This window comes from Paenibacillus arenilitoris, assembly GCF_014705655.1.
GTDB classification, from domain to species: domain Bacteria; phylum Bacillota; class Bacilli; order Paenibacillales; family Paenibacillaceae; genus Pristimantibacillus; species Pristimantibacillus arenilitoris.
This window is the reverse complement of the sequence record NZ_JACXIY010000001.1, coordinates 389904-403448: the sequence shown is the minus strand read 5'-3', so window position 1 is coordinate 403448 and position 13545 is coordinate 389904. Positions and strand designations below refer to the sequence as shown.

Here is a 13545-nt window from a genome sequence, read left to right as displayed (position 1 = left end):
ACTTTTATAACAAAAAGATTACTTTTTTATCATACGGCATATTCGGCGAAATAAAAAGCAAAAAAATAAGACGCCTTTCGGCATCTTTTTTGGGCAAGGCTATTCGATTAAGCGTCAAATTCCGCCGTGCTGTCCCGCACGATCAGCTTCGGAACGATTTCGTCCTTGAGCAACGCCGCGCCGTCGTTCTGCTTCCATTTGAACAGCAGCATCTCGGCGGCTCTGCGGCCGACGGCCAGCGTATTTTGGTTAATCGTCGTAAGGCTCGGTTCCAGAAATGGGCTCGCGATAACGTCGTCGTATCCGATGACGCTGACGTCGCCCGGGACGGACATTCCCAAATCCTTGACCGCCTGCATGGCGCCGACGGCTTTGTAATCGCTCGTGACGAAGATGGCCGTCGGCGGGTTCGGCAGGGACAGCAGCTGCCTCGCGCCGGCATACCCCATCTCGGCAAGCTCCTCGTCCGCTTCGATGCAGCTGACGAGCTCCGGATCGAAGTCGAGGTTATACTGGGACAGCGCCAGCCTGTAGCCCTGCAGCCGCAGCGAGAACTCCTGGTTCATCTCCAGGAACGATTTGCCGGTCAGGACGATCCCGATTCGGCGATGGCCGAGCGAGAGCAGATGCTGCGTCGCGAGAAACCCCCCCGTTAAATTGTCGACGATGACGTAAGGGATTTGCAGATGCGGGTAGTAGAAGTGAACCGTCACGAGCCGCCGCTCCTCTTCCTTCCACGGGCGAAGCACTTCCGGGTTCATGCGCGCGCCGGGCAGGAGCACGAAGCCGGTTTTGCCGTCCTTCTCCGGAAGGACTCCCTTCTCGCCGATGTCCCACATGTGGAACGAAATGCCGTTCTCTTCGCATATTTCGTAAATGCCGGTTACCAAATCGCCATAAAATCGATGGTTGAACATGCTCAGCGGGATGGAGGCATGGGCCAAATAAATGCGCTCCAGCGCGAGCGACTTGTCGATCGGCTTGCCGTCCGGCTCGAGCCGGATGAACGTCCCCTTCCCGCGGACGCGGTAGACGTAGCCTTGGCCCGCGAGCTCGGTAAGCGCCCTTCTCGTCGTAATTTCGCTCGTATTGTAAATTCTGGCGAATTCGATTTGCGTTGGCAGCGGCTCGGTCAAGGAATAAGCGCCCGAGCTTATTTTTTGTTTCAAGTCTTCTACGATCGTTTGATACATCGGTGTTTTATCAGCTTTCATATGGCTCCCCCCGTTTCACCGTTAAGTATACTTTATCACTTCCTTCCTTTTCAAGTTCATACGTTTATCCGGCTAAATTTCGATTTGCTTTTCCGTCAAAATCTTTCTATCATTCAACTTAACGGGGAAGGAGGCGCGTCACAAGTGTCCGTTCTAAAAGGAGAAGCGTATTTCGAGGATGGGGACTTTCCGTTCCATATTCATCGCTGCCCCATTAAACAAGACGGGGTCGTCCCGGTGCACGCCCACGAATTCGTGGAATTCGTCTATGTGTTGAAAGGAGGCGCGATGCACGACATGCCGGAGCGGCGCAGCGTCCTGGCGACGGGCGACGTCTTCGTCATCGAGCCGCAGACTTATCACGGCTATGTCGGCGCGGGCCGGGAAGATTCCGTCGTCTATAATCTGTTGTTCGATAAGCGGCTGCTTCGGAAGGAGCTTGACGTCCTGCTGCAAATTCCGGCTTTTATCGACTATTTCTACCTGGCCCCTTTCCTGAGGAAGAACGCCGCCTTCGTCCCGTATCTGTCGCTGAACGTTCATCAGCAGCAGCTAATGGAAGCGCTTCTACGGAAAATGCACGACGAATGGGCCGGCAAACGGGCCGGCTACCGGCTCGTTATCAAGACGGCGCTGATCGAATGTCTCGTCCAATTGAGCCGCTTCCACGAAGACAACGGCAACAAGGCGGGCGTCCCGCTCCTGCAGGAGGAAGGCATGGATTCCATCCTGCACTTCATCGGGCAGCATTACGTTCGGCCGTTGACGCTCGCGCAGCTTAGCCAATCTTGCGGGATGAGCGTCTCGTCGTTCACGGCGAAATTCAAAAAAGCGACGGGCATGACCTTTATCGATTACAAGCATTCCCTCCAAATCCGTCACGCCTGCCGGCTGCTGCAGGATCCGCGCACGAAGGTCGTCCACGCGGCCTACGACTCGGGCTTCCAGGACATCAGCTTCTTCAACCGGGTGTTCCGCAAGCAAATGGGTATGACTCCCGGGCAGTTCCGCCGGTCGCTCACGCGGGATAATAAGGGCGCAGAAGCTCCCACCGAACCGTGAATGCGGCGCTCTCTCCCGGCTGCAGCGTATAAGCGGGGCTGTGGACCTCAAGCTCGTAATAAGGATATTCTTCGGCGTTGTACACTTCGACGACCGTATGATGCGGATAGGCTCGATCCGCCGCCACGTCGAACGTCTTCACAAGCGTATACCGCTCGCCGTCCGGACCCGTGTGCCGGGCGGCCGTCTGTCCGGCGTCCGTCATGAAGCCCAGCTTGAACAGCGTATTGTCGCCCAGCTTCAGCCGCCATCCTCCCGCTTCCCGCGCGGCGGGCGCGTTCTCCGCGCGCAGCATCGGCACCGGACGCTCCGCCTTGACCCCCTCGCCGTCCGGAACGTCCACGATGCCGTCCCGGTTCAGCATCGTCACCTGCCACAACCCTTTCGTAACCGCAGCCGTTCCATGGTTGACCAGCCTCTGCTCGATCTCCATTCGCGGATCATCGTCGGCGCACGTGATGGTCCTTATAATTTGCAGCCGGGTTTCGCGGCATACGGGACTCGTCAGCACGAGCCGAACCGCGTCGCCTTCGCGCTCCGTCCGCAGCTCATACTCCCCGTGGTCCAGATCGGCGTATGGACAGCCGCCCCAATCGGCCTGCGGGGCGAGCCAAGTTTTCTCGCCGCCGTACAGCAGAATCGGCCCCCGCTCGCGCAGCGCGCGCATCTCGTCCGCGTTCGCGGCCTCGTAGGCGGGACGATACCCGGCCAGACTCTCGTTCCGATAGAGCAAGTTCACTCCGTTCGCCCCGAACGCCGCGATGCGTCCGCCGATGCCGGGCACAGCCGACACTTCGTAATGCTTCGTGCGGACGGTAATGGATGGAAAGCCGATATGGCTCGTTTCGGTCACTTGCAGCATAATGGATCATCGCCTCCGTTTTTGTTCGTTTCGATGTCTTGCGGCGACAAAGCGGCCGATGCATCGCATCGACCGCAGCCGGTACCGCCTAATTCCCGCTGGCGCTTGTATAGACGGTGAAAATCAAATCGCGCCCGCCGTTGTTTTCCGTCGTCCACGTCTTGCCGCCGTCCAAGGACAGCCGTTCGTAGCCGTCCGCGTACGGATTGGCGTCGCTGTAAGCGAATCCGTAGTTGTTGTCCGTCGTTTCGGTCATGAGCGACTTCGGCGAACGGAGGATGAAGGCGTATTTCTTCGACGTATCGAGATTCGTCAGCCGCGGATAAATTGAATACGGGCTGACGCTGCCCGGTATGTTGTAAGGCGGCAGCGAGGCCGTGAAGATCGTCTCCTCCGGGTTGTCCTGTTCGTCCAGGACGACGATGTCGAAGAAGTACGCGTCGGCCGGCACGGCGTTCACGTAGCTCTCGTAAATATACAGGTCCAGCTTCGGCAGGCTGCCGTCGTTCAGCTTGAACGTCTGCATCCGCTGCACGCCCGCGCGGATGTCCGAATAGCTGCCGTAAGGCGAATGGCTGTTGTCCTGATCGATGACCGGCCCGCCGTTTCCTTCGACGTAATAGGCCTCGATCTCTTCGATGGACGGAATGATGTAGCTCGACTTCATGAACAGCCTGATTTTGGACGTCGTCACCGTATCGAAGTTAATGACTTTGTTGTCCCCGACCGTAAAGCCCTTCGTCAGATCCGCGTACTTCGCCCCGTCCCAATATTGAAGCGCGTAGTTCGCGATTTGGAAATAGTCGCCCTTGTGTTCCTTGATCGCGACCCGGTTCACCTGCGTCTCGGCGCCGAAATCGATCTCCGCCCACTGGTCGTTCAGCTGCCCTTCGGCGGCGCTCCATCTCGTGGACAGCAGGCCGTCCGTCAATTTGTCCGCCTCGTACCCCGCATCGCTCCAGGTAGAGGATACCGCCGCCTGCTTGCCGAGCGCGAGATTAACCGGCGCTTGGCCGCCGCCGCCCGGTCCGCCCTTGGACACTTGAATGATGGCCGTTCCGCCGCGCGGCAGCGTATAGGCGAATTGTCCCGACGCCTTGCCGAGCGACTTGCCGGTGTACAGCTCCTTCAGCGTATGCTTGGCGTGCGGATTGAGGCCAAGATCGGCGAAGTTGACCGTAAGCCGCTTCTCTTCCTTCATGTTCCAGTTCGACAATCCGACGAAGACGTCGCCGTTGTCCGCGGTCAAGTAAACGACGGCCGGCGAGCGCTCCCCTTGGTGATACACGTTCGGCAGATCGACCGGCTTCGCGGCCTTGCCTCCCTGGACGAGCGCGAGCAGCTTCTCGTTCTCGAGGACGTCCATCCGCTCCTCCGACAGGAACGGGAAGTTGTCGCCCGCCAGCCAGTGGCCGCCGCCCATCGCGACGGTCGTCGCCAGCAGCTTGCCCTCGCTTTGGCTGTATTTGTACCAGAAGCCTTGAGCGAAATTTTCCGGCATGATCATGTCGGGATCGTTGTATTCGTAGAGCGTGCCGTTCGTCCACCAGGAAGCCGCCGTGTTGAACGCCTGCCGTTCGATGCCGGAATAGCCGTCGACGCCGATCGTCGTGTCGCAAGCCGATCGTCTGCCGTGCGCGAACGCGGCCGGCAGCAGCGGCGCGATCGATTCGTTGATATAGATCGGACGGCCCGAGGCGAGCACCGCGTCGCGGATAATGCCCATCCCGATCCGGTAAGCCTGGACGCCGTTAACCGACGGATCGTACCGCTTCCCGTCGTACATGCCCATGTCGATGAAGTCCAGCTTCAAGTAGTCGAAGCCCCAATCGATATACTTCTGGATCGCGTTTTTCAGCGCTACCTTGGCCGCCGGATGCGTAATGTCCATCGCGTACGTGCCGAGGTACGTCCGGATCAGCTCCCCGTTCTCGTCCCGCAGCGAAATATCCCGGTGATTGTAGTCCGTGCCCGGAATCGGCAGGTCGAGCCAGGCGTCGTAGATCGTGAACGGCGTCTGGTAGCCGCCGACCTTGAGCCCTTTGTCATGCACGTAATCCGCGAACGCCTGCATGCCGTCGTCGAACGGCAGGTCCGAGACCGGTTGGAAGCCGCCGTCGAGATTGAAATATTCGTAGCCGAGCGGCTTCAGATGCTCCGCCATGTAGTCGACCAGCGGATACATCGCTTCGGCCGAGGCGTAGCCGTAGTGCGAGTAATACGTGTTGTAGCCCATCGGGACCGAGCCTTCCCATTCCATCCGCGGCTCGCCGATGTTGTATACCGAGCCGTACTCCTCGAGCCCGGCCTGGTAATCGCTGTAAAAGCCGAGGAAAAACCGGTCGGACGCGACCGACTTCCCGCTCTGCGTGCCGCCCCAGTTGTAGATGCTGAACGCGGACAGCGGCCCGTTCGGCTGCGCGGCTTCCCCGAGCTTCTGGGCGCTCTTCCAGTTTTTCACCGTCGCGGCGCCGGCCACGAAGCCCTGCTTCGCCGTATTGTCGAACATCGCCGCGACCCAGTGGCTGATGCCGTTGAACGGCTCCCACTTCAGCTGCTCGCCCTCGAACCGGTCGGCGCCGTTCTGGCTGTTGCCGAAATCGTCGACGGGAGCGACGCCGAAGTCGAAGTTGTTCGTGTAAGGCGTCGTGAAGATGCGCTTATCGGAGCCCGCCCCGATATCGAGGAAGGAGGAGGCGACCGGTTCGAGCTTCTCGACCGTGAGGCCGGTTCCGCTCTCGACGCGCATATCGGTCAGCACGTACGACTTATTCGGGTAGAAATAGAAATGCGAAACGATTGTCGAGCCGCTCGCCAAGGCGTTCGTGATCGTCAGCTTTACGCCGCCCGAGCCGTAGCCGTCCTTCGCGAGATTATTCCATTCGGCCGTGCGCGCCGCCGGATCGGTGGAGCGGAATGCCGCGCCCTCGCCGGATGTCTTGTAGCCGGAATGGAAGTTTCGCAGCACCTGCCGATCGCCCCAGCTTAAGCTGCCGAGACCGGTCGACAGATCGTAGGAGAAGGCGTAGCGTCCGTTCGAGGCCTTTACGACCCCGTTTTTCCTCTCGACTTGCACCTTATGCCCTTTGGCGGAAGATTCGGCGGAACTACCGTCAGGCAGCATAACAACCCCCATCGCGAGTATCAATAGAAAAGCCATCGCCCTTCTCAAAGCGGTTCTGCTCATGCTTCTCCTCCTCTAGCTTCTTAATCGGATCATGACGCTATCGAAATCGCCCCGCAACGGAAGCGGAATGCCCGCCTTCATCAAGGTGCTTCCGTGCAGCCGGAGCGTCTCGCCGGCGACTCCTTCCACCTCGTACAGCCGGCCTCCGTCAAGCCCTTGCAGCTTCAGGGATCGACCGCGGCCGAACTGCTGGGCGTGAAGGAAGGCGAAGACGACGCTTTCGCTGCGGTCCTCGCTTACGTACTGCACCGCGGCCAGCGGAGATTGGCGGATCGAGGCAAGCCGGTACTGCCGGCCGCCCTGCACGAGATGCCTGATTTCCTTATAGGCGGCGATATGACCGGCCGCTTCCTCGATCTCGGCGTCCGACCATTCCTTCAAGTTGCCGCCGATGCCGAGCGCCCCCGTCATCGCGCTGTGGAACCGGAACGAGAGGGGAAGCCGGCGGCCGTTCACCCCGGCGGGCGAGTCGGTCACCCAGCACATCATAATTTGCGGGCTGTATACGTAAGAGAAGCCTTCCTGGATGCGAAGCCGGTCGAAGGCGTCGGTATTGTCGCTTGGCCAGGCTTGATCGGCGAACCGCAGCATGCCGAAGTCGATGCGCGCCCCGCCGCCCGCGCAGGTCTCGAATTCGACATGCGGGAACTGCGCGCGCAGCTCCGCCCAAATCTCATATAGGCTTCGTACGTGACGGATCCATATTTCGCGCTGCCGCTCCGCCGGGAAGCCATCCAGTCCCGGCTCCGTAATCGTCCGGTTCATATCCCATTTAATGAACGCGATCGGATGCGAGCCGAGCAGCCGGTTCATGAAGTCGATGATGTATTGCTTCACCTCGGGCTTGGCCAAATTGAGCAGCAGCTGATTCCGCAGCTGCGTCCCTTCCCTGGTCGGGAACCGGTATACCCAGTCCGGGTGGCTCCGGAACAGGTCGCTGTCCGGATTGACCGATTCGGGTTCGACCCAGATGCCGAAATCCATGCCGAGGCCGTTCACCTCGCGGATCAGCGCATCCAGCCCATCCGGGAACTTGTCCGGGTTGACGTACCAATCGCCAAGCCCGGCGCGGTCGCTGTGACGCTGCCCGAACCAGCCGTCGTCGACGACGAACCGCTCGACGCCCATCCTGGCCGCCTTCTTCGCCAGCTCGATCTGTTCGTCCGCTCGCACGTCGAACGTCGTCGCTTCCCAGGAATTGTACAGCACCTTGCGCTTCGCGGAGGACGGAAGAACATGCTCGCGCTGATAGCGGTGCAAGGTTCGGCTCATGCAGCCGAAGCCCGAAGCGCTGTAGCCGCCGACGAAGATCGGCGTCCGGAACGTCTCGCCCGGCATAAGCAGCCACCGGCTGTCGAAATCGTGGATGCCGCCCGTGACGCGCACATGCTCGAAAATCCTCTTCTCGGCGACGATCTTCCAGTTCCCGCTCCAGCCGAGCGCGCCGTACCAGACGTCGCCTCCCGACTCGGTCGCTCCGCCGTCGTCGATCGCGAACCACGGATTCGCATGCGGGCCGGTGAAGCCGCGCCGCGACTCGATCGTCTTCTTCCCCTCGGAGAGCGACGTTTCCCGCAGCTGGTATTCGCCCGCCCAGCTGCCCGCCACGTGCGTCATCCGGGTCTGCGGCATATGCGGCATCGTCCAGGCCGCCGACTGGAACGATTCGAGCACGATGTCGTCCTCGCCCGTATTGGCGGCTTCGGCGTATCGTTCGATCAGGTCGAGCTCCGGAACGATCCGGTAAACCAAATTGACGCGCAGCGGGTAATAAGCGTCCTTGAATGTGACGATCAGGCTTTCCCGTCCTTCGATCGTATCGAGTCTGGCGCCCGCATAGACCATCCGCAGATCCCTCACCTGATCGGCGAACTGCGCCTTCAAGCTCGGCTCGCCGTAGAACGCGCCGCCCCAGAAGCTGAATTCCTCGCATTCGCGATCCAACTCGGCGTCGAAGGAGCTGTGGGAGCGGGAGACGAGAAGGCGGGCGCAATCAAGCGCCGCGACCTTCTCGCCCCAGTACAGATGCTGAAGAATCCCTTTCTCATTCACTCCGAACACGTAAGAGGTTCGTGCGGTTTCCAATTCGAATAGCTTCTTGTCTTCATGAACGATAATCGGCATTCCGGTCACCTCGTGCAATGGTCGTTAATTCCAAAGCTCTTTCCGTTTATTGTAGTTTTCCGTATAAATTTTCTCGAGCGCCGGCAGGCCGGCCGCTTCCAGTTCCTTCATCATCGTCTCGTACAGCTTGACCGCGTCCGCCTCCGAAGGCGCCATGATCATTCTCGGGAAGTATTTGGCCGTCGTCTCGCCGACCTTCGTCTGCATGATCGCCTCCGGCGTGCCGCCGCTCGGGCCGAGATTGTCATAGATGGCCGTATCGAACGACGAATCCGCCAGGTTTTGGATCGCCAGCGCGGATACCGGATCCGTCTCGTAGCGGCCGATCAAGTCGTAAGGCGTACCGTCGGAGCCCGGTCCGTTCTTGATCGTCCACGTCCACTTGCGGATGCCGGTTTCCGTCGAATAGCCGGCCCAGTCCTTCTTGAACCCTTCCAGCACCTCAGGCCTAGGCACGTGCTTGCCGTCTTTCATGTCCCAGTGAACGCCTTCCACGCCCCACATCATCAAATATTGGCCTTCCTCGCTCGCGAGGAAATCGAGGAATTTGATCGCGCGAACCGGATCGGCGTTTTGAGTCGTGATGCCGATGCCGTCCCAGCCGAGCGAGCTCTTCGGTCCGAAGGTCGTCTTGGCGGGATCGACGCCCGGCGCGATGACCTTATACGGGTAAAACTGGCTTTCGTCCTGCTTGGACGGATCCGCGGCTTCTTCCTTCAGCACCGTGTTCGGCTTGCCCAGGTTCCAGAAGGCGTCCGTCGCGGCGAATACGGTGCCCGATGCGAGCTTCTGCTCGTACTGCTGCGTCTTGATCGTCGCCCATTCCGGATCGATGAGACCTTGCGTGTACAGCGAGTTGACGAATTTGATCATTTCCAAATATTTCGGGTCTCTGACGTCGCTTTTCAGCTCGCCGTTCGTTTCGTAATACGGCATCATGCCGAACATGCCCTTGAACGTGCCGGACACCGCTCCCATGTTCTCGCCGTTGAAGGTCATGGCGATCGTCGGTTTGCCGTCGACGGTCGGAACCTTCTCTTTGTAATTTTTGAGCAGCGCGACGAACTCCTCCGCCGTGAACGGCTCGCCGTTCGTCGCTTTGTCGCCTGCGCCGAGCTCCTTCATGACGTCCATGCGCATCATGAAGCCGAATACCGGATACTGCTCGAGTCCGTACCAGTTGGCCAGGTAATAGTTTTTGCCGTCCGTGTGCCGCGTCTTGTTCAGCATGTCGCCGTACATTTCCTTAATGTTCGGGCCATACTGGTCGATCAGGTCGTTCAGCGGAATAAGCGCTCCGGCCGCGATGTATTTGTCGAGAATGTCGCCGCGCGAGATCGCCATCAAGTCCGGCAGGTCGTTGCTCGCCAGCATCAGGTTCAGCTTCTCCGCCGGATTGCCGGTCGGCTGCTGGATTTCCAGGGAAACGCCGGTCTTCTCCGTAATTTTCTTCGCGACCGGATTGTCGAACGAATCGCCGACGTTGCGGTCAAAAAAAGTAAAGTTGATCGGCTCGTTTCCTTCCGCGTCTTCTCCCCCGTCCGTCTCGGCCGGCGCGTTCGAAGCGCCCTCGTCCGCCGGCGCCTTCGCGCCGTTGCTGCTGCAGCCCGCCAGCAGCGCCGCCAATAACACTAGCAATAAAGTAAATCGAAATAGCCCCTTCTCTCTCATTGCCGATCTGTTCCTCCTTATTGGGTTGCAAGCGGTCCCAATCGACGCCGGAACGACCAGCGCGAAAGTTCGGATCCGCTTTGCTTAGCCTTATTTTAGTCAGCCGATCCGCCGCGATTCCATACAACATTGTTATTAAACGTAACGGAAAACGACTATCATAAATAAACGAACGTCTTCGGAATCCGGATGCGCACCGACGTGCCGATGCCGAGACGGCTGTATACGGTGACGCCGTATTGCTCGCCGTACGCGAGCTTAATCCGCTTGTCCACGTTATAAATGCCGTAGCCGCTCGATTGGCCGGACGCCTGTTGAAGCCGCTCGAGCGCGTCCCGCTTCATCCCCATGCCGTCGTCGACAACGGAGAAGAGCAAATCCTCCCCTTCCGAATGCAGCCTGATCGTAATCGAAATGCCGCAGTCGTCGTCCCAAATCGCGTGATTGATGCAATTTTCGATGAAGGGCTGGACGATCAGCTTCAGCGTCGTATAGTTCATCAGCGCTTCGTCAAGCTCGTAATGAACCCGGAACAGCCCTTGGAACCTCGTCTCCTGGATCGAGAGATAATGCTCGGTCAGCTTGATCTCCTGGCCGACGGTAATCGCCTTCTTGCCCTTGTTCAGCGAAATCCGGTAAAACCGGGCCAAATCGTCAGCCATTTTGTGTACCGGCCCGTTATGGCTCTTGACGGCCAGCGCCGAGATGGAGGCGAGCGTGTTATATAGAAAATGAGGCGTAATCTGAGCCTGCAGGCTGCTCATCTCCGCCTCGTTCTTCAGCACTTCCTTCCGGGCTACATCGGAAATCAGCTCCTCCATCCGCGAAGCCATCTTCTTCAGGGCGAACGAAAGCTGGCCGACCTCGTCGTGCCCCATCGGCGGGAAGGTCAGATCGAAGTTGCCCCGCTCCGCCTTGCGGATTTGCTGGAGCAAAATTTCGAACCGCTTCGTCATGAGCTGGCTCGTGCCGTATATGAGCATGATGGCCGCGAGCACACACGCCAGCGATATCGACAGCATTTTGCCGGATGCCTTCCGCGCCTCGGCCAGCAGCTCCTCATAGGGCAAAATAACGATCGTCCGCCAGCCGTTCCGAAGCGGCTTCTCGACGACGAGCGAGCTGTCGCCCTTCCCGGCCAGCAGCTCGGCCGTGCTGCGGACGGACGCGCTTCGCTGATCGGACGTGATGATGCGGCCTTCCCGGTCCGCCACGACGATCGTCTTGTTCCTGCCCTCCTTCTCGATGAGCGAGTAAATTTCCCGCTCCGATATATCCATGGTCAAGATGCCGTACGGGAAGTTAAGGCTCAAATAATTGAGCGACCGCGCGAGCGTGACGACTCTGCCCCGCTCATCCCCGTTGCCCGGATAAAAATGGGTAATATGGCCTTCCGCATGCAGCGACTGCCGGGCCAGCTCCTCCGGCAGCTCGTCCATGTGCTTGATGAACAGGCCGTCCGAATGAAGCGTTCGGTTATCGTTATAGATCGTAATCGCCTTCAAATTCGGATTCATCGCGAGAATTTTGTACAACGTCTGGTTGATGTAGTCGTACGCGTCCAGCTTCGCGATATCGTTGCTGCCGTAACGGCTCATCAAATAATTGCGAAGCCGCGTGTCCAAATAAATAAGCGTGGCGTTCTGGGCGTACATGTCGAGCTTGTTCTCGATGTTGTTGTTGATCTGGTCGATCGTGCCGTCGACGTTCTCGACCGCCTGACGGATGAGCTGGTCCTTGATCGTCTGGTAGGAATAAACGATAAAAAAGGCGATCGGCAAAATCGTAACGAGCGCGTAAACGATAAACAGCTTGCTGCGAAATCGGCTGTTCGTCATCCTGCGCCGGAGACGCCCCCCGAAGCTATAGAAATTTTTTACGGTACTCATTCGGCGTGACTCCTTGCGTTTTGTAGAAAAACGAGCAAAAATACGACGTGTTGTCGTACCCGACCTTCCGCGCCACGTCGTGAATTTTGAGCGTCCGGTCCGCGAGCAGCTCCACCGCCTTCGCCAGCCGGACTCTCGTCAAATATTCATGGATCGTGCACCCCTGCTTCTCCTTGAACAGCGCCCTCAAGTAATTCGGGGAAATATAAACTTTGGCCGCCAGCTGCTCGATCGTGAGCGGTTCGGAATACGCGTTGTCGATATGCTCCGCGACTTCCCGCACAAGCTGCAGATGCCGGTCCTGCCCGCGCTCTTCCAAATAATCCCCGAATTTGCCCGCAAGCCCGAGCAGGTACCCCTTGATGCCGAAGGCGGTGTCGAGCTGGAGCAACTCCCTGCTCCAATCGTGAAGCTCGCCCATCTCCTTCCTCGCCTGTTCCTCCAGCTTCGAACAGGCGGCGTCGATCCCTCTCAGCAGCTCCAGCGCGACCTCATGCACCTTCCGCCTGCCCGCCCGCATCCGGACGAGCATGTCGAAATAATGCTCAAGTCCGCTTGCGAACGCGGAACGGTCGTGCACGTTCAGCTCCTTCAGCAGCGCCGCGTCCTCGGTCGTGAAGACGTCGCCGGCCCCTTCGTGCGCTTGCCCGGATCGGATGATATGGCCATGCCCGACATAGAAGCTCTCCTCCGCCGCCCTTCCCGCTTCCCTCAGCATGCCGTGCGCCTCGTTCAGCGCGGCGGCCGTATCGGCGACGCCGATCGTCACGTTCCAGTCGCAGGCAAGCTTGATCGCGCCCGATAACGCCTGCCAGCAAGACCCGTAATCGGCGCCGGGCGTTTCCGGTACCGCGAGCACCCATTCCCGCTCGCCAAGCCTGAAGACGAAGCCGTCCATCGCGTTCGCGCTCAGCAAAGAACGGACCGTAGGCTGAATATCGGCCTCCCGGCTTCCGTCGCCGCGAATTAAAGCGGTTACAAACCTCTTCTCCGCAAAAGGCGGCTCGATCCGGATCAGCTCTTTCCACGATTGCTCCGCGCCTTCGCCGCCGGATTTGTACAGCTCCTCGATCCGTTTCTCGATCAGTACATGCCGGGAGATGCGCAGCAGGTTTTCCTTCTCGACCTCGTCCCTTACCTTCGCCATGACGGCGGCCAGCTCCGCGCGGTCGATCGGCTTGAGCAAATAACCGATCGCCCCAGCCTGAAGGGCGGTCTTCACGTAACCGAATTCATCGTGCCCGCTAAGGAATACGATCTTCATCCATGAGTAATTCGCCTGAACGAGCGAGGCGAGCTGCAGGCCGTCCATGATCGGCATGCGCACGTCGGTCAGCACGATGTCCGGCTTCAGAAGCTGGATCTGCTCCCACGCTTTGCGGCCGTTCTTGGCCGTTCCGGCTACCCGGACGCCCATGCCCGCCCAATCGATATGGTCCCTCAGCAGCTCCAATTCGATCATTTCGTCCTCAACCAAAAAAATCGTCAACATGTGCATCTCTCCTCTGATCGAATAGTAAGTCCCATTATAACACC

At 59.1% G+C, this 13545-nt stretch carries 8 protein-coding genes; 1 reads left to right on the top strand and 7 read right to left on the bottom strand.

Annotated elements, in window-relative coordinates:
- Positions 1 to 107 precede the first annotated feature (107 nt).
- Positions 108 to 1214, bottom strand: a complete 1107-nt coding sequence (locus tag IDH41_RS01375; protein ID WP_190857568.1) for a GntR family transcriptional regulator — start codon at positions 1212 to 1214, stop codon at positions 108 to 110.
- A 144-nt stretch (positions 1215 to 1358) separates the two neighbouring features.
- On the opposite strand from IDH41_RS01375, the gene IDH41_RS01370 reads away from it, so the two are divergent.
- On the top strand, positions 1359 to 2276 hold the full coding sequence (locus IDH41_RS01370; RefSeq protein WP_190857567.1) for an AraC family transcriptional regulator: 918 nt from the start codon (positions 1359 to 1361) through the stop codon (positions 2274 to 2276).
- Here the strand turns inward: IDH41_RS01370 and IDH41_RS01365 are convergent.
- From IDH41_RS01365 to IDH41_RS01340, 6 genes are all read right to left on the bottom strand, one after another.
- The gene (locus IDH41_RS01365; RefSeq protein ID WP_190857565.1) at positions 2233 to 3138 is read right to left on the bottom strand and encodes a DUF4380 domain-containing protein; all 906 of its coding nucleotides are present in this window, start codon (positions 3136 to 3138) and stop codon (positions 2233 to 2235) included. The two genes, IDH41_RS01370 and IDH41_RS01365, sit on opposite strands and share 44 nt — an antisense overlap.
- 88 nt (positions 3139 to 3226) lie before the next feature.
- Complete coding sequence (locus tag IDH41_RS01360) at positions 3227 to 6325, bottom strand: discoidin domain-containing protein (protein ID WP_190857563.1); 3099 nt, start codon at positions 6323 to 6325, stop codon at positions 3227 to 3229.
- Between the two features lie 12 nt (positions 6326 to 6337).
- Positions 6338 to 8449 (bottom strand): alpha-galactosidase, encoded by a 2112-nt coding sequence (locus IDH41_RS01355; protein WP_190857561.1) that lies wholly within the window; start codon positions 8447 to 8449, stop codon positions 6338 to 6340.
- Between the two features lie 24 nt (positions 8450 to 8473).
- Positions 8474 to 10120, bottom strand: coding sequence for an ABC transporter substrate-binding protein (locus IDH41_RS01350; RefSeq protein ID WP_190857559.1), 1647 nt, complete (start codon positions 10118 to 10120; stop codon positions 8474 to 8476).
- Between the two features lie 158 nt (positions 10121 to 10278).
- Positions 10279 to 12009, bottom strand: coding sequence for a cache domain-containing sensor histidine kinase (locus IDH41_RS01345; protein WP_190857557.1), 1731 nt, complete (start codon positions 12007 to 12009; stop codon positions 10279 to 10281).
- Positions 11984 to 13501 (bottom strand): response regulator, encoded by a 1518-nt coding sequence (locus tag IDH41_RS01340; protein WP_190857556.1) that lies wholly within the window; start codon positions 13499 to 13501, stop codon positions 11984 to 11986. Before IDH41_RS01340 ends, IDH41_RS01345 begins: the two co-directional genes overlap by 26 nt.
- Positions 13502 to 13545: the final 44 nt, after the last annotated feature.